The 25,549-nt window shown below is 67.7% G+C and carries 28 protein-coding genes; 17 read left to right on the top strand and 11 right to left on the bottom strand.

Annotation, left to right across the window (positions count from 1 at the left end; all coding sequences use genetic code 11):
• Window positions 1–31 precede the first annotated feature (31 nt).
• The 4 genes from hflK (at window position 32) to B5V46_RS14165 (ending at window position 3,908) form a co-directional block, all read left to right on the top strand.
• Window positions 32–1,144, top strand: a complete 1,113-nt coding sequence (gene hflK / locus B5V46_RS14180; RefSeq protein WP_080617203.1) for an FtsH protease activity modulator HflK — start codon at window positions 32–34, stop codon at window positions 1,142–1,144.
• Between the two features lie 3 nt (window positions 1,145–1,147).
• Window positions 1,148–2,077: a protease modulator HflC gene (gene hflC, locus B5V46_RS14175; protein ID WP_080617202.1), complete on the top strand. Its 930-nt coding sequence runs from the start codon at window positions 1,148–1,150 to the stop codon at window positions 2,075–2,077.
• Window positions 2,078–2,081: 4 nt separating this feature from the next.
• On the top strand, window positions 2,082–2,276 hold the full coding sequence (locus B5V46_RS14170) for a DUF2065 domain-containing protein (protein WP_080617201.1): 195 nt from the start codon (window positions 2,082–2,084) through the stop codon (window positions 2,274–2,276).
• Between the two features lie 147 nt (window positions 2,277–2,423).
• Window positions 2,424–3,908, top strand: coding sequence for a DegQ family serine endoprotease (locus B5V46_RS14165; RefSeq protein WP_369822786.1), 1,485 nt, complete (start codon window positions 2,424–2,426; stop codon window positions 3,906–3,908).
• Between the two features lie 252 nt (window positions 3,909–4,160).
• Here B5V46_RS14165 and B5V46_RS14160 read toward each other — a convergent pair whose 3' ends face one another.
• From B5V46_RS14160 to B5V46_RS14140, 5 genes are all read right to left on the bottom strand, one after another.
• Window positions 4,161–4,391, bottom strand: coding sequence for a ribbon-helix-helix domain-containing protein (locus B5V46_RS14160; RefSeq protein WP_080617200.1), 231 nt, complete (start codon window positions 4,389–4,391; stop codon window positions 4,161–4,163).
• Window positions 4,388–4,579, bottom strand: a complete 192-nt coding sequence (locus B5V46_RS14155) for a DUF4169 family protein (protein ID WP_080617199.1) — start codon at window positions 4,577–4,579, stop codon at window positions 4,388–4,390. The genes B5V46_RS14160 and B5V46_RS14155 overlap by 4 nt, the downstream gene beginning before the upstream one ends.
• Window positions 4,579–5,973, bottom strand: a complete 1,395-nt coding sequence (fumC, locus tag B5V46_RS14150; protein ID WP_080617198.1) for a class II fumarate hydratase — start codon at window positions 5,971–5,973, stop codon at window positions 4,579–4,581. The genes B5V46_RS14155 and fumC overlap by 1 nt, the downstream gene beginning before the upstream one ends.
• Before the next feature lie 82 nt (window positions 5,974–6,055).
• Window positions 6,056–6,529, bottom strand: coding sequence for an SspB family protein (locus B5V46_RS14145; protein WP_080617197.1), 474 nt, complete (start codon window positions 6,527–6,529; stop codon window positions 6,056–6,058).
• Between the two features lie 709 nt (window positions 6,530–7,238).
• A complete protein-coding gene (locus B5V46_RS14140; protein ID WP_080617196.1) occupies window positions 7,239–7,562 on the bottom strand; it encodes a metalloregulator ArsR/SmtB family transcription factor in 324 nt (107 codons plus the stop codon).
• 196 nt (window positions 7,563–7,758) lie between these two features.
• Between B5V46_RS14140 and B5V46_RS14135 the strand changes: the two genes are divergently transcribed.
• The 6 genes from B5V46_RS14135 to B5V46_RS14110 all read left to right on the top strand — a co-directional run bounded on the left by B5V46_RS14135 (window position 7,759) and on the right by B5V46_RS14110 (window position 11,467).
• Complete coding sequence (locus tag B5V46_RS14135; protein WP_080617195.1) at window positions 7,759–8,094, top strand: AtpZ/AtpI family protein; 336 nt, start codon at window positions 7,759–7,761, stop codon at window positions 8,092–8,094.
• Between the two features lie 2 nt (window positions 8,095–8,096).
• A complete protein-coding gene (locus B5V46_RS14130; RefSeq protein ID WP_042456524.1) occupies window positions 8,097–8,849 on the top strand; it encodes a F0F1 ATP synthase subunit A in 753 nt (250 codons plus the stop codon).
• 57 nt (window positions 8,850–8,906) lie between these two features.
• Window positions 8,907–9,143 (top strand): F0F1 ATP synthase subunit C, encoded by a 237-nt coding sequence (locus B5V46_RS14125; protein WP_042456520.1) that lies wholly within the window; start codon window positions 8,907–8,909, stop codon window positions 9,141–9,143.
• 85 nt (window positions 9,144–9,228) lie between these two features.
• Window positions 9,229–9,768, top strand: a complete 540-nt coding sequence (locus B5V46_RS14120) for a F0F1 ATP synthase subunit B' (protein WP_080617194.1) — start codon at window positions 9,229–9,231, stop codon at window positions 9,766–9,768.
• 5 nt (window positions 9,769–9,773) lie between these two features.
• Window positions 9,774–10,334 (top strand): F0F1 ATP synthase subunit B, encoded by a 561-nt coding sequence (locus B5V46_RS14115; RefSeq protein ID WP_080617193.1) that lies wholly within the window; start codon window positions 9,774–9,776, stop codon window positions 10,332–10,334.
• Window positions 10,335–10,978: 644 nt separating this feature from the next.
• Entirely contained in the window at window positions 10,979–11,467 is a 489-nt protein-coding gene (locus B5V46_RS14110) for a hypothetical protein (protein ID WP_080617192.1), read from the top strand.
• Between the two features lie 41 nt (window positions 11,468–11,508).
• Here the strand turns inward: B5V46_RS14110 and B5V46_RS14105 are convergent, their stop codons facing one another.
• From B5V46_RS14105 to B5V46_RS14095, 3 genes are all read right to left on the bottom strand, one after another.
• Entirely contained in the window at window positions 11,509–12,279 is a 771-nt protein-coding gene (locus B5V46_RS14105) for an FCD domain-containing protein (protein WP_080617191.1), read from the bottom strand.
• A gap of 107 nt (window positions 12,280–12,386) precedes the next feature.
• The gene (locus tag B5V46_RS14100) at window positions 12,387–13,052 is read right to left on the bottom strand and encodes an OmpA family protein (RefSeq protein ID WP_080617190.1); all 666 of its coding nucleotides are present in this window, start codon (window positions 13,050–13,052) and stop codon (window positions 12,387–12,389) included.
• 191 nt (window positions 13,053–13,243) lie between these two features.
• On the bottom strand, window positions 13,244–14,206 hold the full coding sequence (locus tag B5V46_RS14095) for a bifunctional helix-turn-helix domain-containing protein/methylated-DNA--[protein]-cysteine S-methyltransferase (protein ID WP_080617189.1): 963 nt from the start codon (window positions 14,204–14,206) through the stop codon (window positions 13,244–13,246).
• A 129-nt stretch (window positions 14,207–14,335) separates the two neighbouring features.
• On the opposite strand from B5V46_RS14095, the gene nth reads away from it, so the two are divergent.
• The 4 genes from nth to B5V46_RS14070 all read left to right on the top strand — a co-directional run bounded on the left by nth (window position 14,336) and on the right by B5V46_RS14070 (window position 18,852).
• Window positions 14,336–14,980 carry an endonuclease III gene (nth, locus tag B5V46_RS14090; RefSeq protein ID WP_080617188.1) on the top strand — a complete coding sequence of 215 codons (645 nt, stop codon included), beginning with the start codon at window positions 14,336–14,338 and terminating at the stop codon, window positions 14,978–14,980.
• Window positions 14,977–15,972 (top strand): adenosine kinase, encoded by a 996-nt coding sequence (locus tag B5V46_RS14085; RefSeq protein ID WP_080617187.1) that lies wholly within the window; start codon window positions 14,977–14,979, stop codon window positions 15,970–15,972. The genes nth and B5V46_RS14085 overlap by 4 nt, the downstream gene beginning before the upstream one ends.
• 873 nt (window positions 15,973–16,845) lie before the next feature.
• Window positions 16,846–18,426, top strand: coding sequence for a DUF5928 domain-containing protein (locus B5V46_RS14075; protein WP_080617185.1), 1,581 nt, complete (start codon window positions 16,846–16,848; stop codon window positions 18,424–18,426).
• Between the two features lie 57 nt (window positions 18,427–18,483).
• The gene (locus B5V46_RS14070; protein WP_080617184.1) at window positions 18,484–18,852 is read left to right on the top strand and encodes an HIT domain-containing protein; all 369 of its coding nucleotides are present in this window, start codon (window positions 18,484–18,486) and stop codon (window positions 18,850–18,852) included.
• Window positions 18,853–19,300: 448 nt separating this feature from the next.
• Here the strand turns inward: B5V46_RS14070 and B5V46_RS14065 are convergent, their stop codons facing one another.
• Together B5V46_RS14065 and B5V46_RS14060 are read right to left on the bottom strand one after the other, a co-directional pair.
• Window positions 19,301–19,849 carry a pseudouridine synthase gene (locus B5V46_RS14065; RefSeq protein WP_080617183.1) on the bottom strand — a complete coding sequence of 183 codons (549 nt, stop codon included), beginning with the start codon at window positions 19,847–19,849 and terminating at the stop codon, window positions 19,301–19,303.
• On the bottom strand, window positions 19,846–20,790 hold the full coding sequence (locus B5V46_RS14060) for an ABC transporter ATP-binding protein (RefSeq protein WP_080617182.1): 945 nt from the start codon (window positions 20,788–20,790) through the stop codon (window positions 19,846–19,848). Before B5V46_RS14060 ends, B5V46_RS14065 begins: the two co-directional genes overlap by 4 nt.
• 99 nt (window positions 20,791–20,889) lie before the next feature.
• Between B5V46_RS14060 and B5V46_RS14055 the strand changes: the two genes are divergently transcribed.
• The 3 genes from B5V46_RS14055 (at window position 20,890) to polA (ending at window position 24,820) form a co-directional block, all read left to right on the top strand.
• Window positions 20,890–21,102, top strand: coding sequence for a zinc-finger domain-containing protein (locus B5V46_RS14055; protein ID WP_080617181.1), 213 nt, complete (start codon window positions 20,890–20,892; stop codon window positions 21,100–21,102).
• Window positions 21,103–21,121: 19 nt separating this feature from the next.
• Window positions 21,122–21,919: a DsbA family protein gene (locus B5V46_RS14050; RefSeq protein WP_080617180.1), complete on the top strand. Its 798-nt coding sequence runs from the start codon at window positions 21,122–21,124 to the stop codon at window positions 21,917–21,919.
• Between the two features lie 90 nt (window positions 21,920–22,009).
• The gene (gene polA / locus B5V46_RS14045; protein WP_080617179.1) at window positions 22,010–24,820 is read left to right on the top strand and encodes a DNA polymerase I; all 2,811 of its coding nucleotides are present in this window, start codon (window positions 22,010–22,012) and stop codon (window positions 24,818–24,820) included.
• A gap of 151 nt (window positions 24,821–24,971) precedes the next feature.
• Here the strand turns inward: polA and B5V46_RS14040 are convergent, their stop codons facing one another.
• On the bottom strand, window positions 24,972–25,547 hold the full coding sequence (locus B5V46_RS14040) for a DUF1285 domain-containing protein (RefSeq protein WP_231119128.1): 576 nt from the start codon (window positions 25,545–25,547) through the stop codon (window positions 24,972–24,974).
• Between the last annotated feature and the right edge of the window lie 2 nt (window positions 25,548–25,549).

Genomic DNA, 25,549 nt, shown 5'->3' with positions numbered 1-25,549 from the left:
AGATTGAGCAAGACAAGAGGTAAGACCCCATATGGCTGGAAATAGTGGCGGTCCCTGGGGGAGCGGAGGCTCTGGACAGGGTGGCGGAGGCAACCGGGGCGGCGGCGGTGGACGCGGCCCGGGCGACGAGCCGCCCCAGATTCCGGAAATCGACGAGCTGATGCGTCGCGGGCAAGAGCAGCTGCGCGTGCTGATGGGCGGGCGCGGCGGTCGTGGCGGCGGCCCGAAATTCACCCGGACCGGCGTGGCGCTGGCGGTGCTGGCGGCCGGCGTGGCCTGGGCCTGGGCCTCGTTTTACACGGTCAAGCCCGAGGAGCAGTCGGTCGAGCTTTTCCTGGGCCGCTATCTCGATACCGGCAATCCGGGCCTGAACTTCGCGCCCTGGCCGCTGGTCAGCGCCGAGGTGATCCCGGTCACCCGCGAGCAGACCGAGGACATGGGCGTGGGCCGGGCCGGCGTCGATGCCGGGCTGATGCTGACCGGCGACGAGAACATCGTCGATGTCGACTTCCAGGTGGTCTGGAACATCAACGATCCGGCCAAGTTCCTGTTCAACCTGCGCGATCCGCGTCAGACCATCCGCGCCGTGTCCGAATCGGCCATGCGCGAGATCATTGCCCAGTCGGAACTGGCGCCGATCCTGAACCGTGACCGCGGGCTGATCGCCTCGCGCCTCACGGATCTGATCCAGCAGACGCTCGACAGCTACGATTCCGGCATGAACGTGGTCCGGGTCAACTTTGACAAGGCCGACCCGCCCAAGGAGGTCATCGACAGCTTCCGCGAGGTGCAGGCCGCCGAACAGGAACGCGACCGGCTCGAGAAACAGGCCGATGCCTATGCCAACCGCGTCGTCGCCGGTGCGCGCGGCGAGGCGGCGCAGATCCTCGAAGAGGCCGAGGGCTACCGTGCCCGCGTCGTCAACGAGGCCGAGGGTGAAGCCAGTCGCTTCAGTGCGGTGCTGGACGAATATGCCAAGGCACCCGAGGTGACGCGCAAGCGGCTCTATCTGGAAACCATGGAAGAGGTGCTGGGCAAGGTCGACATGATCATGCTCGACAAGGACCTGACCGGGCCGGGCGGCGTGGTGCCCTACCTGCCGCTGAACGAATTGCGGCGCACCGATACCGGAGGGAGGAACTGATCCATGAAGAAGAGTGCACTCCTCATCCCTCTCGCCATTCTCGTCGGGGCCACGGCCCTGTCGTCGATGTTCATCGTCGACGAACGCGAACGCGCGCTCGTGCTGCAGTTCGGCCAGGTCAAGGCGGTGAAGTCCGAGCCGGGGCTGGCCTTCAAGATCCCGCTGATCCAGGAAGTCGTGAAATATGACGACCGTATCCTCAGCCGCGATATCGATCCGCTGGAGGTGACGCCGTCCGACGACCGCCGTCTGGTGGTCGACGCCTTCGCCCGCTACCGCATCGCCGATGTGGTCCAGTTCCGCCAGGCGGTCGGCGTGGGCGGCATACGCGCCGCCGAGGACAGGCTCGACAGCGTGCTGCGCGCCAATACCCGCGAAGTGCTGGGCTCGGTCTCGTCCAACGACATTCTCAGCTCGGACCGGGCCGCGCTGATGATGCGGATCCGCAATGCCGCCGCCACAGAGGCAAGGGGGATCGGGCTCGAGATCGTCGATGTGCGGCTCAAGCGCACCGACCTGCCGGAGCAGAACCTCGAGGCCACCTTCGCGCGGATGCGGGCCGAACGCGAACGCGAGGCGGCCGACGAGATCGCGCGCGGGGACGAGGCGGCGCAGCGGATCCGGGCGCAATCCGACCGGACCGTGGTCGAGCTGGTCTCGGACGCGCGGCGTGAAGCCGAGATCATTCGCGGTCAGGCCGACGCCCAGCGCAACAGTGTGTTCGCGGAAGCCTTCGGTGCCGACAAGGAATTCTTCGAGTTCTACCGCTCGCTCAATGCCTACAAGGCGGCATTCGGCAAGGGGAATGCCTCGATGGTTCTCTCGCCCGACAGCGAGTTCTTCGAATATCTCGAACGTGCCGACCGTCCTCTGGCGCCCGCGCCGTCGGCGCCGACCGGCCCCGCTGCGGCATCTGGCGCGGCTGCGGAGTGACGAGATGGAAAAGATCGTCCTGGGCCTTGGCATGGTCCTGGTGATCGAGGGGCTGGTGTTCGCACTGGCCCCTTCGCGTCTGGAGGAGGCGCTGGAGATCCTCCGCCGTATTCCGGCCGACACCCGGCGGCTGCTCGGTCTGGCCGCGATCGGCCTTGGCACGGCTCTCGTTTGGCTTGCCCAATCGCTTTGGGGCTGAAACAGTTGCGAACAGAGCCATTCACGTCCTGTTGAGGCGACCGGGCCCGTCCCCGTGTTGCACGGAGGGGCGGGCTGGCACCATAACTCACGGGAACCGGTCCCTTGCGCAAAGGGATGACGGCACAGCTTTCAGGAGGATATATCGGTGACATCGCAGGCCATCTCTCTTTCGGTCAGGGGCGCGTCGTCCTCGGAACGGTTGCGTCCGCTCTGGGCGCTGATGCTGGGCCTGGCGCTTCTCATGGCGCAGGCGAGCCTTGCCCTGGCCCGTGCCGCGCCCGAAAGCTTTGCCGATCTCGCCGAGAAGGTCAGCCCGGCCGTGGTCAACATCACCACCTCGACCACGGTCGAAGGCCGGACCGGTCCAAATCCGCTGCTGCCCGAAGGGTCGCCCTTCGAGGAATTCTTCCGCGATTTCATGAATCCCGACGGCAATCCGAACATGCCGCCGCGGCGCAGCCAGGCGCTGGGCTCGGGCTTCGTGATCTCGGAAGACGGCTATATCGTCACCAACAATCACGTCATCGAGAAGGCCGACGAGATCCAGGTCGAGCTGTTTGAGGGCGAGACGCTCGAGGCCGAGGTGGTCGGCACCGACCCCAATACCGACATCGCGCTTCTGAAAGTGAAAAGCGACAGGCCGCTGCCCTTCGTGCCCTTCGGAAAGAGCGAGATGATGCGGGTCGGCGACTGGGTGATGGCGATGGGCAACCCGCTGGGGCAGGGCTTTTCCGTCTCGGCCGGGATCATCTCGGCCCGCGGCCGGGCGCTCAGCGGCACCTATGACGACTTTCTTCAGACCGATGCCGCGATCAACAAGGGCAATTCGGGCGGGCCGCTCTTCAACATGGAGGGCGAGGTGGTCGGCGTGAATACCGCGATCCTGTCGCCCACCGGCGGCTCGATCGGCATCGGGTTCGCGATGTCCTCCGAAGTGGTGGCCAATGTCGTCTCGCAACTCAAGGAATTCGGCGAGACCCGGCGCGGCTGGCTTGGCGTGCGGATCCAGGACGTGACGCCCGACATGGCCGAGGCGCTGGGGCTCGGGCAGGCGCGCGGCGCGCTGGTGACCGATGTGCCCGAGGGCCCGGCGGCCGAGGCCGGCATGCAGTCGGGCGACGTGATCCTCTCCTTCGACGGCATCGATGTGGAGGACACCCACGGGCTGGTGCGGCAGGTCGGCAATGCCCCGGTCGGGAAGGCCGTGCGCGTGGTCGTGTTCCGCGAGGGCAAGACACAGACATTGCTGGTGACGCTCGGTCGTCGCGAGACGGCGGAAGGCGCTGGTTCGGGCGGCTCCTCCGACGGCTCCTCTGCCCCCGAGCCCGAGGCGGCCGAGATCCTCGGCATGACCCTGGTGCCGCTGACCGACGAGCTGCGCGATCAGCTTGGCGCCGGGAACCTGGCCGACGGGCTGGCGGTCAGCGATATCGACGAGGCCGGCGAGGCCTATTCCAAGGGCCTGCGGGCGGGCGATGTCATCACCGAGGCCGGACAGCGTCCGGTCGCCACCGCCGCCGATCTGCAGGAGCGGATCGAGGAAGCCCGCGATGCCGGCCGCAAGTCGCTTCTGCTTCTGGTCCGCCGTCAGGGCGAGCCCCGCTTCGTAGCGCTGTCGGTCGGGGAGTAGGCGGCTAGACCCGACCCTCGGGTACCACGCCCGGCTAAGGGCGAGAAATACGGCCGGAGCGGTGGCAAGCCGCGGCTCCGGCCTTATGCTTTTGAAAACGCGCTATGTCTCCGCAGGGCACTCTCCCAGGGAGAGCGGCCTGCTTTCTGGCGGTCCCGCCTTGCGGAATGCCATCTGCCGCCTGGGCGCAGGAGCTACAGCCTTCGCGATCAACAGGCCGATGTTTCAGCGGCATTGCCGGAAAGCGGGCGCTCAGCGATCGTCCCGGCGCTGCCGGAAATGCGTCAGGACATGCACCCGCAGCGCCGAGGCGAGCCCGACATCCATTCCGCGGCTGTCGTCGATCTCGGCGGCCAGCGCGTTGACGGCCATGCCCCGCTCGGCCGCGATGTCGCGGAGCGCGCGCCAGAATTCGTCTTCCAGCGAGACCGAGGTCCGGTGCCCCCGGAGCGTCAGCGAGCGCTTGACCGGCCGTCCGCTCATGCCTCGTCGTCCGGGGCCCGCCTGTGCCCGTCAAGGGCGTCTCGGGCGCGGGTGGCGTCAAGCTCCTCCCGCGCCTTCTGGCCCTTGCTCCGGCCGAAGCGGGCGGCATTCCCGTCGCCCTGCACCTTCTTCGTCGCCCGCTCGCGGGCCTTGCGTGCCTGACGCAGGTTGACGACGCCGCCCGTCATCAGTCTTTGGGGCCGATCATGTCTTCGGGCCGCACCACGCGGTCGAAGGTCTCGGCATCGACGAAGCCAAGCGCGATGGCCTCTTCGCGCAGCGTCGTGCCGTTCTTGTGCGCGGTCTTGGCGACCTTGGTGGCATTGTCATAGCCGATGGTCGGCGCCAGTGCCGTCACCAGCATCAGGCTTTCCTTCATCAGCTTCTCGATCCGCGCGGTGTTGGCCTTGGTGCCCGCCACCATGTTATCGGTGAAGCTCGACGCCGCGTCGCCCAGAAGCTGCATGGATTGCAGCACGTTATAGGACATCATCGGATTGTAGACATTCAGCTCGAAATGGCCCTGGCTGCCGGCAAAGCCCACGGCCGCGTCATTGCCCATGACATGGGCGCAGACCATGGTCAGGGCCTCGGCCTGGGTCGGGTTGACCTTGCCGGGCATGATCGACGAGCCGGGCTCGTTCTCGGGCAGGATCAGCTCGCCCAGCCCCGAGCGGGGGCCCGAGCCCAGCAGCCGCATGTCATTGGCGATCTTGAACAGCGAGGCCGCCACCGTCTTCAGCGCGCCCGAGAACATCACCATCGCATCATGCGCGGCCAGCGCCTCGAACTTGTTCTCGGCGGTGACGAAGGGCAGGCCGGTGATCTCGGCTATGCGGGCGGCGACCCGGCCGTCCCAGCCCTTCTTGGTGTTCAACCCGGTGCCGACGGCGGTGCCGCCCTGGGCGAGCTCGTAGATGTCGGGCAGGGCGGACTTGACGCGGGCGATGCCCTTTTCCACCTGCTTGGCATAGCCCGAGAATTCCTGGCCCAGCGTCAGCGGCGTCGCGTCCTGGGTATGGGTCCGTCCGATCTTGATGATATCGGCGAATTCGTCCGATTTGGCGGTCAGCGCCTCATGCAGCTTTTCCAGCCCCGGCAGCAGCACGTCGCGCGCCATCATGCCGATGGCCACATGCATCGCGGTGGGGAAGGTGTCGTTCGAGGACTGGCCCATGTTGCAGTGATCGTTCGGATGCACCGGGTCCTTCGAACCCTTCTCGCCGCCCAGCATCTCGATGGCGCGGTTCGAGATCACCTCATTGGCGTTCATGTTCGACTGGGTGCCCGAGCCGGTCTGCCACACGACCAGCGGGAAGTTGTCGTCGAACCGGCCGTCGATGACTTCCTGCGCCGCCGCAGCGATGGCCTCGCCCAGTTTCGGGTCCAGCCCGCCCTGGTCGATATTGACCAGCGCGCAGGCCTTCTTGATGACGCCGAGCGCGCGGATGATGGCTACCGGCTGGCGTTCCCAGCCGATCGGGAAATTCTGGATCGAGCGCTGGGTCTGGGCGCCCCAGTACTTGTCGGCGGGCACATCCAGCGGGCCGAAGCTGTCGGTCTCGGTGCGGGTCTCGGTCATCGCAATCCTCCGGTCGGGTTCGGCCCAGCTAATAGGCCGGGCCGTGCCTCGGAGCAATGCCCGTGCGAGCGGTCCGGGCGGACTACTTGCGGAACTTGTCGAGGCTCACGACCTGGGCGTCGCCGTTCCCGGCGCCGTCGTCATGCGGCTCGGCCTCGGGCTGGTCGGAGGCTTCGTCCTCCTCGTCTTCGTCCTCGTCGCTGTCCTGGGTTTCGAAGCGGAGCCCGAATTCGACAGACGGGTCGACGAAGGTGCGGATTGCGTCGAAGGGAATGAACAGCGGCTCGGGGCTTTCGCCGAAATTGAGCGTGACCGAAAAGCCGTCCTCGCCGACCGAGAGGTGATCGTACCAGTGCTGCAGCACCACGGTCATTTCCGAAGGATAGCGCTGGCGCAGCCAGTCCGCCAGCTGCGCCTCGGGATGGGTCGTGTCGAAGGTGATGAAGAAGTGATGCTCGCCCGGCAATCCGTCGGCGGCAACATCCGACAGAACCGTGCGGATCAGACTCCGCATCGCGGCATGCATCAGATTGCCATACTCGATCCGGTCGGACATCGCGCTGATACCTCTGGGTTGTGTTGCGCCCAGCATAGGGGATTCGACGGTCAGGGAAAGGGGGCGATGCAACTGCATCGGTCGTCCGGCCCCAATTCCGGCCCCATCCTGCCGGGTTCCCTGTGCGGCACGGACCGAAAGAGGCGCGGGTCACCCGATCTTCCGGTCGTCGTGCCCGGGCGCGGTTGCATCCTTGGAAAGATGTCTGAAATGCCGGAAAAGACCAGCGAAATCTGACCTCAGGATCTGTTGATATCAGGCTTCCGGGATGTTTCAGGCCCCGCAGGGGGGGATCTGATCCATGGGCAACCTATACCGGCTTTCCGAGGCGTAGATGGGGGGCTTGACGCCGTTCCTGCCCAAGAGCCACGGCCTCTCTTCGGGTCGATGACCGGCATGTGTGGCGAGGCATAATGTCATTCAATCGCAATGATTTGCGGTGTGCGACGTGCCTGGAGAGCAGGGCCCCCTCAGGACATTTTGCAACCGGTGAACGCTCTGGAGCGAGAACGGTGTCCTTGTCCAGATCATGGCAGGGCCGGGGGCCGGGGGCGCCGAATACAAGACGATCATGATCGATGTGAGCAGGCCAATGCCCTGCATTCAGGCGCGCAAGTATCTGACAGCACATCCTGCGGCCCCGAGCGCGTCCGCCTTTCCAGGAATGGCATGGAAAGAAGGTTAAGTGGGCAAATTGGCGTGCCTGGTCTTACCCGTTCAGCTCGGCTGCGAGGAAGCGTTCGAAGGCGTCGAGATTGACCGCCTCGAACTGGCCGAAGCCCTGCATCCAGATCGAGGCATCCCTCAGCGCGTCGGGTTCGAGCTTGCACCATTTCACCCGGCCGCGCTTTTCCTGGCTGATCAACCCGGCCCGGGTCAGGATCGCCAGATGCTTCGAGATCGCCGCCAGCGACATCTCGAAGGGCTCGGCCACGTCGGTCACGGCCATGTCATCCTCGAGCAACATCGCGAGGATCGCCCGACGGGTCGGGTCGGCCAGGGCGGAAAAGACGATGTCGAGCCGGTCATCCATCGCCGCAGGATGCGCCTTTCCCGAAGCGATCGTCAACCGTCCGGTTGAATATGGCAAAGCTGTGCCGGAGCCGGGTTCTGCGCGGCAGCATCCGGCAAAAACACGTTTTTTCAATGACTTGAGCAAGGCGCAATCCGCTTGACTCATTTCCCCCCTCTGACTAGCTTCGCCGCGACTGTCCGAGGGGGACGTTCGCATGGTTGACCCGGCCGAAAAGGAACGGCTCGCCCGGCTGGAAGCCCGGCTTGCCGAACTCAGGAAGGCCAAGGCCGCGCCCGCGCCCTCTCACATGGACTCGCATTACACCCAGGCACAGCTGGCCTGGCGCATGGTGATCGAACTGGTCTCCGGTCTGGGGATCGGCTTCGGCATCGGGTACGGGCTGGACTCCTGGTTGGAGACCACGCCGATTTTCCTGGTGCTGTTCATATTGTTGGGCCTCGCGGCCGGCATCCGGGTGATGCTGCGCACCGCGCAGGAGGTCCAGGGCCAACAGGCGGCGGCGGCCGCTGAGGACGAGAAGAGGGATTGAACGTGGCGAGCGAAGACGCGACCGGCGGAGTGAATATCGATACCATGCACCAGTTCATGGTGACGCCTCTCTTCGGCGATGGCGCCGTGCACTGGTATACGCCCACCAATGTGACGCTCTGGATGGGCATCGCCGTTCTCTGCACCGTGCTGCTTCTGGTGATGGGGACCCGGGGCCGCGCCATCGTGCCCTCGCGCATCCAGTCGGTGGCCGAGCTGGCCTATGGCTTCGTCTACAAGATGGTCGAGGACGTGTCGGGGCGCGAGGGGCTGAAATACTTCCCCTACATCATGTCGCTCTTCATCTTCATCGTCTTCGCCAACTTCCTCGGCCTGATCCCGGGCGCCTTCACCACCACCTCGCATCTCGCGGTCACCGCGACCATGGCGCTGGCGGTGTTCTTCGGCGTCACCATCCTCGGCTTCGTCAAGCATGGCGCGAGCTTCCTCAGCCTGTTCTGGATCACCGCCGCGCCGCTGGCGCTGCGCCCGATCCTGGCCATGATCGAGGTGATTTCCTACTTCGTGCGCCCCGTCAGCCACTCGATCCGGCTTATGGGCAACATGATGGCCGGCCACGCCGTGATGAAGGTGTTCGCGGGCTTCGCCGGTGTGCTCGGCGTCGGGGCCGTGTTCCCGGTCGTGGCGATCGGCGCCATCTATGCGCTCGAATTTCTGGTGGCCTTCATCCAGGCCTATGTCTTCGCGATCCTGACCTGCGTTTACCTGCGCGATGCGCTGCATCCGCATCACTGACGCCCGGTCCCGGATCACATCCTGAATCTGCCAATTCCAACGTAAGGAGAAATCGACATGGAAGGCGATATCGTTCAAATGGGTGCCTATATCGGTGCTGGTCTGGCCTGTACCGGCATGGGCGGCGCCTCCGTCGGCATCGGCCACGTCGTCGGCAACTACATCTCCGGCGCGCTGCGCAACCCCTCGGCGGCTGCCTCGCAAACCGCCACCATGTTCATCGGTATCGCGTTCGCCGAAGCGCTGGGGATCTTCTCGTTCCTCGTCGCGCTTCTGCTGATGTTCGCCGTCTGATCTCCGACTGAACCGATCCTTACGGCCGGGTGGGGCCTGACCACAGGCACCCACCCGGTGTGATCCGGGGTTCCAGGGGGACGACATGGCAACAGAACTAGAGGCCGCAGAATCTGCCGGGCACGCTGCCGACGCCGTCGGCATGCCTCAGCTCGACTTCTCGACCTATCCGAACCAGATCTTCTGGCTCGTCGTCACGCTGTTCGCGATCTATTTCGTGCTGTCGCGCATCGCGCTGCCGCGGATCGGTGCCGTTCTGGCCGAGCGCCAGGGCACGATCTCGAACGACATCGCCGTCGCCGAAGAACTGAAGCTGCAGGCCCAGGAGGCCGAGCGCGCCTATGAGAAGGCGCTGGCCGATGCGCGGGCCGAGGCGCAGCGGATCGTCGCCGAGGCCAAGGCCGAGATCAAGGCCGATCTCGACGCCGCCACCGCCAAGGCGGATGCGGAAATCGCGGCACGCTCGGCCGAGGCCGAGGCGCAGATCGCCGAGATCCGCGCCGGTGCGCTGGAAAGCGTGACCGAGGTCGCCAAGTCGACCGCTGTCGATGTGGTGGCCGCGATGGGCTTCAGGGCCGATGCGGGCACGATCGATGCCGCCGTCGACAGCAAGCTGAAAGGGTGAGACCGATGAAGAAACTCGCAGTCGCCCTGACCTTCGTGGCGTCTCCGGCGCTGGCGGCGGAAGGCCCGTTCTTCTCGCTGAACAACGCCGAATTCGTCGTCACGATCAGCTTCATCGCCTTCCTCGCACTGCTCGTCTACCTGCGGGTGCCGGGCAAGCTGATGGCGATGCTCGACAAGCGTGCGGCCGGCATCAAGGCCGATCTCGACGAGGCGCGGGCGCTGCGCGAAGAGGCGCAGACCGTTCTGGCCTCCTACGAGCGCAAGCAGAAGGAAGTCCAGGTCCAGGCAGAGCGGATCGTCGAGACCGCCAAGGCCGAGGCCGAGATGGCTGCCGCGAAGGCCAAGGAAGATCTCAAGGTCGCGATCGCGCGCCGTCTGGCCGCCGCCGACGATCAGATCGAATCGGCCAAGGCCGGCGCGGTCAAGGAAGTGCGCGACCGGGCGGTTGCCGTGGCTGTTTCCGCCGCGCGCGACGTGATCGTCAGCCAGATGAACGAGAAGACCAGCGACAAGCTCGTCCAGGACGCCATCGGCGAGGTTCGCGGCAAGCTTCACCTGCACTGATCCGGAAGGCTGTCGGCGTCCCGCCGCAGCGCCTTTCCTAAGCCAGGACCCCGGCCCCGCGGCCGGGGTCCTGCTTTTTTCGGCGACGGCCCGACAGGCCGAGGCCCGCCCGCTGTGCCGCAGCGGGGACCGGGCGTGATCCGCGCCCGATCTTCTGTTTTCCCGCGTTTCCCCGCGTCCCGGGCATCTCCTCGCCATAATTTCAGGGTCTGATGGGTCTGCGTCGGGACGGTTCCCGATGCCGTCTCGCGATGGTGTTTCGCACCGCCGTTTCGCAGGGAGCCCCGTGATGATCGCCGCCCTCGTTCTTGCCCCGATGTGTCTTGCCTCGCTTGCCGGGATACTTGCCCTGACCTGTCTCGCTGCTGCGGCAGAGAGGGCGCGCCGGTCCGGTCGGGTCCTGCTTCCTGTCCCACTTGCCGTTCCGGTTCGGGTCCCGGCTTCCCACCGGGCGCCGGGCTCGTGGCGGCCGGTGAGCGGAGGGCGCAGAGCGGGGTAGGGCAGCGGCGCCCTGTCCGCGCGCCCGTTCCGACCCGCTGCCGCAAGCAAAGATGCCTGCTCCGCCCCGGAAATTCCCCTATCCTGATCGGCGTCCCGAGCCTGGCGACAGGTCCGCCCGCTGGACGGTCTCTGCGCGGCGGCAGATGCCGGGAGAGGGCGGAAACGCCTCGTCCGTCAGCCGGGCGCTGTTTCGACCGCGCACCTTCTCGGCGCTGCTGCTGGTGGGCGGGCTGGTTGCCTTGCTGGCGCTGACCGGGGTCGGCCCGGCCCGCCGTCTGCTGGAAAATCACAGTGCGGGCATACGTGCCGCGCAGCACCAAGCCGCCATCGAGGCGGTGATGGCCGAGGATCCGCTGCGGCAGCGCCGTCAGGATCTGACCGAGCGGGCGCGGCGCTATGCGGGCAATGCGGTCGAGGCGGGGTTCTTCCTGCGCACGCCCACTGCCGAGAAGTTGGCCTGCATCACCTTCCGGGGCGGCGACATGCATGCGCCCGAACCCTATCTGGTACGCATCGATCTCGACACCCTGGGCCGGATGCTGGCGGTGCGGGACGAGCTGGATTTCACCACCTACTGGGCGCTCTACAAGCGCTGTCGGACCCATGCCAACCTGGCCAACAGCGTGAACTGAGCGCGGTCGGCGCCTGTTTGGCCCGCGCTTCAGCCCCCGGTTCAGCCCTTGTTCAGCGCCTGCTCCAGCCGCTGGCGGGCGACGGCCTCGTTGCGCTCGACATCCTGATCGGCCCGGAGCGCCTCGACCACATAATCGAGATGGCGTTCGATCGCGGCGCGGGCGGCGGCGCCGTCGCGGGCCTGCAGGGCGGCATTGATGGCGCGGTGCTGGTCCAGCAGCATGCGTCGCGTGGTGCGCTGGCGGAACATGATCTGGCGATTGTAGAACACCCCCTCGCGCAGCAGCTCGAACATTGCCCGCATCACATGGGTCATCACCACATTATGGCTGGCCTCGATGATCGAGAGGTGGAATTCGGCGTCGAGCCGCGCCTCTTCGGCCGGGCTGCGCCGGGCATGGGCGGCCTCCATCCGGGTGAAGAGCGTGTCGACGACGGCAAGGTCGGTATCCGAGCCGCTGCGCGCGGCGCGGTCGGCGGCCAGCCCCTCGAGATCGCGGCGGAAGGCGATATAGTCGAACAGCGCCTCGTCATGGGTGGCGAACAGCCGGACCAGCGCATCCGAGAAGGCCGCGCCCAGCATCTCGGCCACGAAGACGCCCGCGCCCGCGCGCCGGACCAGCAGGCCGCGCGCCTCGAGCGCCTCGATCGCCTCGCGCAGCGAGGGCCGCGACACGCCCAGCCGCTCGGACAGGTCGCGCTCGGCTGGCAGGCGCTCGCCGGGGCGCAGCACGCCGCGCAGGATCAGAAGCTCGATCTGGCGTATGACGGTGGCCGAGAGCTTCTCGGGCTGGACTTTCTGGAAGGGCATGGCGCGGCGCGGGTCTCCGTTGAACCGGGCGCAGGATATGGCGCGCCGAGCCGGGCGGCAATGGGCGCGCGCAGCGGATCGCCACGCGCGCCCGGGGCCGTGTCCCGTTACGACATCGGGCGGATGACGATCTCGACCCGGCGGTTCTGGGCCCGGCCCTCGGGCGAGAGGTTCGAGGCGATGGGCTGTTCCTCGCCGCGGCCATAGGCGCGGATCCGGCTCGAATTGACGCCGGCGCCGGTCAGCACCGAGGCCACCGCGCTGGCGCGGCGGGTCGAGAGCTCCTGGTTGTAGCTGGCCGAGCCGGTATTGTCGGTATGCCCGATGACATCGACGGTGGTGCCGGGATAGTCGTTCAGGCTGTAGGCCAGGGTCTGCAGATCGGCCCGGAGCCCGGACTGGATCGAGGCGCTGTCGGTGGCGAACAGGATGTCCTGGGGCATGGTCACGACCAGCGCATTGCCGGTATTGACCACGCCGATCCGGTTGCTGTCGAAGCTTTGCCGCAGCTCGGCGGCCTGCTTGTCGAGATTGTTGCCGATGGCGGCCCCGGCGGCGGCGCCGACCGCAGCGCCGATCAGCGCGCTCTTGGCATCGTTGCCGCCCCGGTTCGAGGCGATCAGCCCGGTCACCGCACCGAGGCCCGCGCCGATTGCCGCGCCCTCCTTGGTACGCTGCCGCGCGTCGCCGGTCTGGACGGAGGGATCTGTACAGGCGCCGAGCGCCAGCACGGCCGCGATGGTCAGAAGAAGGGGGTTGCTCGGTCGGATCATGACTGCCTCTTTGCTTGCGCCACGTTCGGGGGTGTTGCCCGTTGAGCCCCGTTCGGGGGGCTTTGCGACGAATATAGTCGCATGGCGGCCGTCTTCGAGGGGGATCGTGAGCTGTCGGCAGCCTGCGGGCGGTAAAAGGCCGATCTGGCCGTGGCGCGGGAACGCCTGGGGCGGTGCTGGCCGCGAGCCGCTCAACCGGTCCGGGTGCCGGGCCCCAATTCGGCCTCGGTCCGGGCCGCCTCCCAGGCCAGAATCGCGCGCTTGACCGGGAGACCCCAGTGATAGCCGCCCAGCGCGCCGGTCTTGCGCAGCGCCCGGTGGCAGGGGATCAGATAGCCGATCGGGTTGCGCCCGACCGCGGTGCCGACGGCGCGCACCGCGCGCGGATGGCCGATGGCGCGGGCGATTTCCGAATAGGTCGTGACCTGGCCCGGCGGCACGCTCAGCAGCGCTTCCCAGACCTTGATCTGGAACGGGGCCCCGATCAGGTGAAGCCGCGCCTCGCCGCCCTGCCGCCTGAAGGCGGTTTCGCCATCCCGCCGCCCGGAGACGGCGTTGCCGTCTTTCCGTCCGGAGGAGGTCTTGTCATCTTGTCGCCCGAAGGCGGCTTCGGCCCAAGGGGCAAGCGCTGCCGGATCCTCGACGAAACTGGCCTGCGGCCAGCGCGAGGTCAGGTCGGCCAAGGCGGCGTCCGATCCGGTCTCGGCGGCGAAGCCGATGCCGCAGATCCCGCGCGCCGTGGCCATCACCAGGGCCGGGCCGAACGGGCTGTCGACCCAGCCCCAGCGGATCTCGAGCCCGGCGCCGCCCCTGGCATAGTCGCCCGGGCTCATCGCCTCCCAGCGCAGGAACATGTCATGCAGCCGTCCCGCGCCCGAAAGCCCCAGCGCATCGGCGGTCTCGAGCGTGGTGAAGCGCTCGCGCATCAGCGCCCTCGCATGGCCGAGCGTCAGATATTGCTGATAGCGCTTGGGCGAGACCCCGGCCCAGCGCGAGAAGACGCGCTGGAAATGCGCCGGGCTCATGTTCATCTCGGCCGCGAGGGTTTCCAGCGGCAGGCTCTCGCCGCCCGCGGCGTCGATCCGGTCGATGGCCCGGCGGATCACCGAGAAATGATAGGCCTGGTTCTGGTCCCGGTCGGTGTCCTTTGGCATCGCGCATCCTTTCCCGTCGCTCGGCCCAGAATAGGCGCGGCCGGGGACCGGCGCGACCCGGAACCTGCGCCAAAAGGCGGCCCCGCTCCGGCCTTGCCTCTGCCCCGTCGCGCGGGCATAGGAAGGCCGATGGCCCAGGCATTGCCCTATCATACGATCCACGAGATCTTTTCGCGCTTCCAGGCGGCCGAACCCGAGCCGAAGGGCGAGCTCGAACATGTCAACGCCTATACCCTGCTGGTCGCGGTGGCGCTGTCGGCGCAGGCGACCGATGCCGGCGTGAACCGGGCGACGCGGGCGCTGTTCGCCGAAGCCGACACGCCCGGGAAGATGCTGGCTTTGGGCGAGGAAGGGCTGATCGGGCATATCCGGACGATCGGGCTTTTTCGCAACAAGGCGAAGAACGTCATCAAACTGAGCCGGATCCTCGTCGAGGAGTATGGCGGCGAGGTGCCGTCCTCGCGCGCGGCGCTGCAGGCGCTGCCGGGGGTCGGGCGCAAGACCGCGAACGTGGTTCTGAACATGTGGTGGGGGCTGCCCGCCCAGGCGGTCGACACCCATATCTTCCGGGTCGGCAACCGCACCCTGATCGCGCCCGGCAAGACCGTCGAGGCGGTCGAGCGCGCCGTCGAGGACAATGTGCCTGCCGAGTTCCAGCGCCATGCGCATCACTGGCTGATCCTGCATGGCCGTTACCTGTGCAAGGCACGCAAGCCGATGTGCGGGACCTGCCCGATCCGGGATCTCTGCCCATACGAGGACAAGACCTTATGACCAAGACCTATCACGTCGTCGGCATCGGCAATGCGCTGGTCGACGTTCTGGCCCATGCCGGAGACGATTTCCTGGCCGCGCAGGGCGTCGAGAAGGGCATCATGCAGCTCATCGACACCGACCGCGCGGTCGAGCTTTACGGCCGGATCGGTCCGGCGCAGGAGATCTCGGGCGGCTCTGCCGCGAACACGATCGCGGGGATCGCGCATCTGGGCGGGCGCACCGCCTATGTCGGCAAGGTCAAGGACGACCAGCTGGGCGCGATCTTCGCCCATGACCTGCGTGCCCAGGGCGCCGATTTCGCCACACCGATGGCGCCAAGATCGGAGGCGGGCGAGACCGGGCGGTGCATCATTCTGGTCACGCCCGATGGCGAGCGGTCGATGAACACCTATCTGGGCCTGTCCGAGCGGCTGTCCGCGGCCGATATCGACGCGGCGCAGATCGCCGATGCCGAATGGATCTATCTCGAGGGCTACCGCTTCGACGGCGCCGAGAGCCATGCTGCCTTCGCCAAGGCCATCTCGGTCGCCAAGGCCGCGGGCGGCAGGGTGGCGCTGACCCTGTCGGATCCGTTCTGCGTGGAGCGCCATCGCGATGCCTTCCGCCGGATGATCCGCGAGGATGTGGATCTTCTGTTCGCGAACCGGGCCGAGATCCTGTCGATGTACCAGACCGATGTCTTTGACGAGGCGCTGGCCCGGGCCGCGGCCGAGATCGGGATGGTGGCCTGCACCGACAGCGCCGATGGCGCGCATATCCTCTCGGGCGAGGGGCGCTGGCATGTGCCTGCCGTGGCCACCCGGGTGGTCGATGCGACCGGGGCGGGCGATCTTTTTGCCGGGGCATTTCTCTGGGGGCTGACCCAGGGCCACGATCTGGAAAGCTGCGGCCGGATGGGCTGCGTGGCGGCAAGCGAGGTCATCAGCCATATCGGTGCGCGTGCCGAGACCGATCTGAGCGCGCTTTTCCGCAGCCACGGGTTGATCTGAGGGGCAGGGCTCTCCCGCCCCCGGCCCGCACGGGGCGCGCTGCGCGTGCTCCGCTTGTCCGGCCTTGGGCCGGGCCGCGCGCAGGCGCGCGGCGACGCCTCCGGCGGGGGTATTTCGACCAAGAAGAGTGGGCGCGGAGTGGGCGGCGTCGGGCAGGGGATCATGCCGGTGGCAATCCGGTCCGGGGCGTCGCAACAGGGCGTGCTTGGCGGGCAGGCGCTTTCGGTCTGGTGGCGGAGGGACCGAAATGCGCTGGTGCATGCGGGCGCGTGCCCCGCGCTACGTAGAGCCTGGCGATCCGGAGCGAGGCCGCCCGACGGTGCCGGTCCGGCCGGGGCGGGAGGACGGGGTGGCCTCGGGCGACGAGTGCGGATCGTCTTTGGGGCGAGGTGCCTGGCGCGACGGAGCAGGCCATCCTGTCGGCCGGGTTGTGCTCCATTACCTCCCTGCTGCCTTTTGCCGGTACCGGGACCACCAAGGCGTCTGGCCTGTCGAGCGGCCTGGAGACGAGCGCCGATCTGGGGCCGGCCGGAATGCGGGATGATTCGGCCAAGTGGCGCAGGGCCGTGCCGGTGTGAGACTTCGCCAATCCGGAAGGGCCTGCGCGCCTTTGTCAGACCGCTGAAAGATGTCTCGCGGCGCTCGTTGCCGCCAGATGCTTCGGCCCCCCTGTCGCGATGAACTTCCTGCAAGGCAACGAGAGAAGCTGGGAACGGGGTTCTGGCATCGTCTTCGTCTCATGACTTTATCAGCGGCCTGTCGTTTCGGCCCCGCAAGGCGTCAGGCGAGGCCCCGTGTTCGGTGACTTATCTTTCGAGAGAGGGTAGTGTCTGGAAAACGCGCTGAAGGCGAAAGCTGCGGTTGCGGGACCGCATGGTTGGGGGAACCGGGATGGCGACGATCGCCTATCTGTTGCTCTGTCGCGGGCGCTCTGCCAGCGCTCTCGCCCTTGCCGGGCGGCTGAGCGCGGCGGGCGATCTGGTGGCCCTGCATGTGGACCGGTGCGCGCGGTCAGCCGAGACCGCCGCGATCCGGAAGGCTTTCGCGGGCAATCCCTCGGTCGTCCTCGCGCGCTCTGTCCGCTGCGATCCGGGGGGCTGGTCCGCGATGCAGGCCGTCCTGAATGCCGCCCGGGCCGCGCTGGCCGCCTTTCCGCAGGCCACGCATCTTTACCTGCTCTCGGAGGATTGCCTGCCGATCAAGCCCGCCGCGCGGCTGCGCGCAGCACTTGAGGCCGAGGATTGCGATCATATCGAAAGCCTCGATGTCCAGGAAGCGGATGCGGGCGGGGGGGCGAAGCCGCCGGGGCCGATCCGCCGGCAGGAGGACGCCGCGCCCCGGCGCAGGGCAGGCCTTCGGGCGCTGGTCCGGAGGCCGGAGGCCGGGCGCGCGCCGCCCCGCGATCTGCGGATCATGACCGGAAGCCGGTGGTGGTGTCTGCGCAGGGCCACCGTCGAGGCGGTTCTGTCCCTCGTCGCCGCGCGGTCGGATCTGCGGCGCTTTTTCCGGGCCGGCGAATCGCCCGAAGCGACCTTGTTTCAGACCCTCGTCCGCCATCTGGTGCCCGGCGACGAGATCCGGTCGCGGGCGCCCACCTTTCAGATCGTTGCCGAGGATGGGCGGCCGGTGAGCTTCTACAACGATCACTTCGAGCTGTTGACGGTGCAGGAGGGGTTCTTTGCCCACAGGATCTCGGCCGGGGCGGCACAGCTTCGGGCGCGGTTGCTGGCGCTGCATGCGGCGCCGGGGCCGGGGCCCTCGGTCTCGGGCGGCGGTGCCGGGATATACCGCTTCCTGAGCGGACGCGGCCGGATCGGGCAGCGCTTCGGCGGCCGGGCCTGGGAGCGCGGGGTGTCCCTCGGGCCAGACCATGATCTGATGCTGGTTATCTGCGGGAAGCGGGCCGTCGCGCGACGTCTGGCCGGGCGGGTGCGCCGGATCCTCGGCATGCCCACGGTTGAATTCCCCTTCGACGACGCGGGTGCCGAGCTGCCCGATCTGGGGGGAATAGAGCGTGGCCTGGCCAAGCGCGGCCGTCATCGGGGCGCCTTTCTGCGGCTGGTCTTCGAGAGTTACGGCACCGACCGGCTGCTGCTTTTCCTCGACCCCTCCGATCTGGATGTCATGATCGATCTGCAGGGCGATGGCGCGCGCCTGCGGATGCTGGAAATCACCTGTCCCTTCAGCCAGGCCGATCTTCTGGGCCATGCCCGCGAGATGGGGCTTTTGTCGCAGGGCAGCCCGCCGGGGCTGGCGGCGCTGGTGCTGCCGGTGCTTGGACAGCAGATCAAGGGGGATAGCGCGCGGCTGCGGGCTGCGGGTTTTCCTGCCCTTTACAGGCTGGAGCCGGGGCTGGCGCTGAGCGAGGCGGCGCTGGTGCTGGCGAAATTCCTCGAGATCCCCTATGACACGGCCCGCGGGATCGCCGATACGGCGACCTTCTTCGACGATTGAGGCCGGAACGGTCCCGGGAACCGGGGGCCGGAGCGCGGCTGGTGAGTGAGGACCGACATGACCTACGCCTATGACGACCAGAATGTCTTTGCCCGGATCCTGCGCGGCGAAATTCCCAATGCCACGGTGCTGGAAACCGAGCACAGCCTTGCCTTCAACGACATCGCGCCGCAGGCGCCGGTCCATGTGCTGGTGATCCCGAAGGGGCCCTATGTCTGCTACGGCCATTTCGCGGCCGAGGCCCCGGATGCCGAGATCGTCGATTTCACCCGCACCATCGCGAAGGTCTGCGAGATGAAGGAGCTGGCGGCCGATGGCTTCCGGATGATCTCGAATGCGGGTGCGCATGGCGTGCAGGAAGTGCCGCATCTGCATGTGCACATCCTCGGCGGGCGCGTGTTGGGCCGGATGCTGGAGAAGGCCTGAGGCAAGGCCCGGCCGTTTCGGACGATCCGGGGCGCCAGCTTTGACGGGGCGCCGGTCTCGGCATGCCGGAAGGCGTGGGCCTCGGCGGGCCAGGCGGGACGGCAGGTCCCCGAACGCAGGGGCATCGGTCGTGTGGCGCCCAGAGCCCGTGGCCTCGATGACCTCGATGGCTGGCGGTGTCGGGCGTCAGCATGTGATGCAGGCGCGGGGCTTTGGCCCGCCACGACGAGCGTGCGCGGAGCCGGGGGCGGGGCACTGGCGAAAGCGCGCCGCTCTTGCGCCGTAAGCCGCTGCCGGAACATCTGGAAGGGCCGTGCAGGCCATGGTCTCGGACGTGAGGGCGATCCGGTCCCGGGCTCTTCGGGAAAGGCAGGGATCCCGTGCGAGTCGGGAAAGGCGTGGCATGGCGGCAGGTCCCGGGCCTCGGCTGGCCCCGGTCGCCGGCGGCTCAGGCGGCGCGCCAGGTCCCGGGCGCGATCCCGTACAGCGTCCAGTCGCCGACCCGACAGCGGATCAGCCGCAGGGTGGGGTGGCCCACGGCGGCCGTCATGCGGCGGACCTGGCGGTTGCGGCCCTCGGAAATCGTCAGCTCGATCCAGCAATCGGGCACCGATTTGCGGTATCTGACCGGCGGCTCGCGCGGCCAGAGCCCCGGGGGCGCGTCGATCCGGCGGACGCGCGCGGGCCGCGTCGGGCCATCCTTGAGGGTGACGCCGCGGGCCAGCGCCTCGAGCGCGGTCTCCGGGGGAATGCCCTCGACCTGCGCCCAGTAGGTCTTTTCGGTCTTTGCCTTCGGGCTCGCGATGCGGGCCTGCAACCGCCCGTCATCGGTCAGGACCAGCAAGCCCTCGCTGTCGCGGTCGAGCCGCCCGGCCGGATAGACCCCGGGCAGGTCGATGAATTCGGCCAGCGTCCGGCGGTCGGGACGCGGTGCGCCCTCGTCGGTGAATTGCGACAGCACCCCCCAGGGCTTGTTGAACAGGATGACCCGGCTCACGCGGCGGTCTTGCTGGAGGTGAGCGCGACGAAGACGTCCTCGAGATTGGGTTCCTCGGTCGCGATGTCGCGGATCGAGATGCCCGCGCTCCGGACCGCCTCGATCACCGCGCCGGTGCCGATCTCGCTGCGGCGATAGGTGAAGCAGAGCGCGCCGTCGGGACGGCGGCAGCTTTCGACCGGGCCGGGCATCTCGGGCAGGGTCGCGACCTCGCCCTCGGGCTGGATCACCAGCGTCTTGGCATCCATCCGCCCGATCAGGGCCGAGGTCGAATCGCGCGCGATCAGTTCGCCATGGTTGATGATGGCGATCTCGCCGCACATCTCCTGCGCCTCTTCCAGATAATGCGTGGTCAGGATGATGGTGGTGCCCATTTCCTCGTTCAGCCGCCGGATATTGGCCCAGAGCATCTGGCGCAGCTCGATATCGACGCCCGCGGTGGGTTCGTCCAGAACCAGCACCTGCGGCCGGTGGACCAGCGCCTTGCCCAGCAGAAGCCGCCGCCGCATGCCGCCCGAGAGGTTCCGGGCATAGGCATCGGCCTTGTCCTCGAGCCCGATGGCCTTCAGCACCCGGTCGGTGATGCGCTGCGATTTCGGCACGCCGTAAAGCCCCGCCTGCACCTCGAGTGCCGCGCGCGGCGTGAAGAACGGGTCGATGTTCAGCTCCTGCGGCATCACCCCGATCGAGGCGCGCGACTGGCGCGGGTTCACGTCCTGATCGAAGCCCCAGATGCTGACCCTGCCGCCGGTCTTCAACACCAGCCCCGCGAGGATGTTGATCAGCGTCGACTTGCCCGCGCCGTTCGGCCCCAGCAGCCCGAAGATCGAGCCCGCGGGGATATCGAGGTCGATGCCCTTCAGCGCTTCCTTGGGCGGCTGGCTGCCGCTGGCAGCATAGGTCTTGGTCAGACCCTCGATCTCGATCGCATTCCCTGTCATTTCCTTGCCTCTGCCGCTTGCCCGTGCCGGTTCAATCGCTATCATGCCGTCCGACATAAGGCGACCCGGTCGCCCCGGCAACGAGCGGAGCGCAAACGCATGGCCCCTGACGCCCCCGGACAGGAAAAAGACACCACCCCTCCCGAAACCACGATCACTGCCGAGTGGCGGGTCTGCTGCGATGGCAGCGGACCGGGGCTCGGCCATCCGCGGGTCTGGCTCTCGATCCCGCGTGATCGGGGCTTCGTCGAATGCGGCTATTGCGACCGCAAGTTCGTGCATGAAAGCTTTGCCGACAAGCTGAAGACCTGACCGGCCGGTCGCGGCGCAGATGACCGTCACCCGCCGCGGGCTGGGCTGGCTGATCGGCGCAGCGGGCGTGACAGCGGCGGTTTCGGCCGGGCCCGGGCTCTGGCGCCGGGCCTTCCCGCCCGAGATCCGGACTGAACCGGTACCGGGCCTGCCCGGCTTTCGTCGCGTGCCAAGGCCTGGCCCCGCACTGTCGCCGCTGGTCGGGCTGGCCACCGGGGCCCCGGCGCCGCTGCCCGATGACCTCTGCGCCGCGCTTTTCGGCCCCGCCTCCGAGGGGCCGGATCCCGACTTTTCTGGGTCCGACTTTCCAGGAACAGTTCCGGTCGCCTGTTTCACCGATATCCGCTGTCCCTGGTGCCGCCAGCTGACGCCCCTGCTGATCGCGCGCGCGGTACGCAGACCGGCCGCGATCCGCATCGCCTGGCAGCCGCTGCCTTTGTTGGGCGAGGAGGCGGTGCTGGCCGCGCGGGCGGCACTGGCAGCCGAGGCGCAGGGCGCCGCGCTCGACTGGCAGGCGCGGATGATGCGCGGTGCGCTGGTGCCGACCCTGCGCGGGATGCGCGAGATCGCGGCCGGGATGGGGCTCGACATGGCTGCCTTCGAGCGGGACATGGACCATCCGCGCACCGAGGCACGGCTGGCTGCGGCACGGGCGTTGGCCGCGGCTTTCGGCTTTGTCGGCACGCCGGGTCTTGTCGTCGGTCGCGTGGCGATCCTTGGAGGGGTCGACGGGCCGATGCTGGACCGGCTGATCGCCGAGGCCCAAACCGCGCCGGCCCCCGCGTCTGGCCCCTCATCCGGCCCCGCCTGCGGCTGAGGGCGGGGCGTCCGGCACTGGCGAAGCCCTGCGCTTCATGGCAAGACCGCAGACAGGTCCGGCAGGCGGGCCAGCGACGGGGAGAACGACATGACTGAAGGTTTCGGCAAGGGCTGCCATCTGCATCTGATCGACGGCTCGGCCTTCATCTTCCGCGCCTTTCACGCGCTGCCGCCCCTGACGCGGAAATCCGACGGGCTGCCGATCGGGGCTGTCGCGGGCTTCTGCAACATGATCCACAAATATGTGCAGGACAATCGCGGCCCCGATGCGCCGACCCATGTCGCGGTGATCTTCGACAAGGGCAGCCACACCTTCCGCAACGATCTCTACGATCTCTACAAGGCCAACCGGGACGAGATGCCGGCCGATCTGCGCCCGCAGATCCCGCTGACCCGCGAGGCCACGCGCGCCTTCAACATCGCCTGCATCGAGAAGGAGAATTACGAGGCCGACGATATCATCGCGACCTTTGCGCGGCAGGCGGTCGAAAAGGGCGGGCGGGTGACCATCGTCAGTTCCGACAAGGACCTGATGCAGCTGGTCGGCAACGGGGTCGAGATGCTCGATGCGATGAAGAACAGGCGGATCGGCGTCGAGGAGGTCGAGGCCAAGTTCGGCGTCGGGCCCGACCGTGTCGTCGACGTGCAGGCGCTGGCGGGCGATTCCGTCGACAACATTCCCGGCGCGCCGGGGATCGGGATCAAGACCGCCGCCCAGCTGATCCAGGACTATGGCGATCTGGAAACGCTGCTGGACCGGGCCGAGGAGATCAAGCAGCCCAAGCGCCGCCAGACCCTGATCGAGAACCGCGCCCAGATCGAGCTGTCGAAGAAGCTGGTGACGCTCGATGCCGCGACGCCGCTCGACGAGACCCTGGATGATCTCGAGGTGAAGGCGCCCGATGCCGGGGCCCTGCTCGGGTTCCTGTCGCAGATGGAGTTCCGCACCCTGCTGAAGCGGGTCGCGGATGCGCTGGGCGCCGAGCCGCCCGCGCTACCCGAGACAAGCCCCACCGCCGCCGATCCCGCCGCGCCCGAGGCGCCGGCCGCGTTGCCTTTCGAGCCCGGGGCTTATGACTGCGTGCGCGACGCCGCCGCGCTTGAGGTCTGGATCGCGCGCGCCCATGCCCGGGGCTGGGTCGCGGTCGATACCGAGACCACCGGGCTTGATGAGATGCGGGTGGATCTCGTGGGCATCTCGCTGGCGGTCGAGCCGGGGCAGGCCTGCTACATCCCGCTGGGCCATCGCGAGGGGGAGGGCGATCTCTTCGGCTCGGCGGCGCTGGCCGGGGGGCAGATGCCGATGGACGAGGCGCTGGCCCTGCTCAAGCCGCTGCTGGAAGACCCGGCGGTGATGAAGATCGGGCAGAACATGAAATACGATGCCAAGATCCTTGCCCGCCATGGCATCGCGGTCGCGCCCATCGACGACACCATGCTGATGTCATACGCGATGCATGCCGGGCTGCATGGCCATTCGATGGATGCGCTGTCGGAACGCTATCTCGGGCACGAGCCGATCCCGATCAAGTCGCTGCTGGGCTCGGGCAAGTCGCAGATCACCTTCGACAAGGTGCCGGTCGCCGAGGCGGTGAAATACGCGGCCGAGGATGCCGATGTCACGCTGAGGCTCGCCCGGCTCTTCAAGCCGCAGCTGCACCGGGCCAGGGTCGCGACGGTCTACGAGACGCTCGAACGTCCGCTGGTGCCGGTGCTGGCCCAGATGGAGATGCATGGCATCAAGGTCGACCGCGACACGCTGTCGAGGATGTCGAATGCCTTCGCCCAGAAGATGGCCGCGCTCGAGGCCGAGATCCACGAGCTGGCGGGCGAGAGCTTCAATGTGGGCAGCCCCAAGCAGCTGGGCGAGATCCTGTTCGACAAGATGAGCCTCTCGGGCGGCAAGAAGGGCAAGACCGGCGCCTATGGCACCGGCGCCGACGTGCTGGAGGATCTCGCGGCCGAGGGGCACGACCTGCCCGCACGGGTACTGGACTGGCGCCAGCTCTCGAAGCTGAAATCGACCTATACCGACGCGCTGCAGGACCATATCAACCCCGAGACGGGGCGCGTGCATACCTCTTACGTGATCACCGGGGCGGTGACGGGGCGCCTTGCCTCGACCGATCCGAACCTGCAGAACATTCCCGTGCGCTCCGAAGAGGGGCGCCGCATCCGCGAGGCTTTCGTGGCCGAGGAGGGCAAGGTTCTGCTGAGCCTCGACTATTCGCAGATCGAGCTTCGCATCCTGGCCCATGTGGCCGGGATCGAGGCCCTGAAACAGGCCTTCCGCGACGGTCAGGACATCCATGCCATGACCGCCTCCGAGATGTTCGATGTGCCGATGGCCGAGATGACGCCCGAGATCCGCCGCCGCGCCAAGGCAATCAATTTCGGGGTGATCTACGGGATTTCGGGCTTTGGCCTCGCGCGAAACCTGCGCATTCCGCGCAGCGAGGCGCAGGGCTTCATCGACCGCTATTTCGAGCGCTTCCCGGGCATCCGCGACTACATGGATGCGACCGTGGCTTTCGCGAAGGATCACGGCTACGTGCAGACCCTGTTCGGGCGGCGCATCCATACGCCTGAGATCGGTGCCAAGGGCCCGCAGGCGGGCTTTGCCAAGCGGGCCGCGATCAACGCGCCGATCCAGGGCACCGCGGCCGACATCATCCGCCGCGCGATGATCCGGATGCCCGAGGCGATTTCAAGGATGCCGGCGAAGATGCTGCTGCAGGTCCATGACGAACTGATCTTCGAGGTCGAGGCGGGCGCGGCGGACGAGGTGATCGCGCGCGTGCGCGAGGTGATGGAGGGGGCAGCGCTTCCCGTGGTCGCGCTCGACGTGCCGCTGGTCGTCGATGCCGGGCAGGGGCCGAACTGGGCCGCGGCGCATTGAACGCAATTCTTCTGCGAAGAATTGGAGCCCGGCCGGACCGGAGCGCGAGCAGGGCACCGCGCTGGGCGATATGAACCGGGAAGACGCGGTCTGCTCTTCTTCTTGGCCTAAATACCCATGGCGCGACGCCGGCCGGGGGGCCGCGGCCGGGTCAGCTCAGCTCGGCGGCAGGGATCGCGGGAAAGAATGCGCCCTGCGAGCGGAAGCCGAACCAGTCCTGCCCCTCATGGCGCCGGGTCTCGCCGATCTCGGCCAGACGGTAGAAGCTTTTCCGGTCGATCAGCGCCTCGAGACCGGCACGGACATGGAGATATGGCGTGGGCTCGCCGGTCTCGGGGTCGCGGCTGACGCGGATCTCGTGGTCCGGTCCGGCTGCGACGCGGTCGCCGACATTGGTGGTGAAGGTCAGGACGGGCTCGTCCGCGTCTTCGCCACGCTCGAAATCGACGGCGACGAAGGGCGCGTCATCGACTGTGATGCCGACCTTCTCGACAGGGGTCACCAGATAGAACTTCCCGCCCTCGCGCTTGAGGATGGTCGAGAACAGCCGCACCAGCGGGGCACGGCCGATCGGCGTGCCGAGATAGAACCAGGTGCCGTCGCGGGCGATCCGCATGTCGATATCGCCGCAGAAGGGCGGGTCCCACAGATGGACCGGCGGCAGCCCCTTGCCCGAGGCGGCGCGGGCGGCCTCGGCGAGGCTTTCGGTAACGGGTTTCACGATCATTT

Source organism: Rhodovulum sp. MB263 (assembly GCF_002073975.1).
Classification (GTDB): Bacteria; Pseudomonadota; Alphaproteobacteria; order Rhodobacterales; family Rhodobacteraceae; genus Rhodovulum.
The sequence above is the reverse complement of the archived record's forward strand: the minus strand, read 5'-3'. Positions and strand labels throughout refer to the sequence as shown.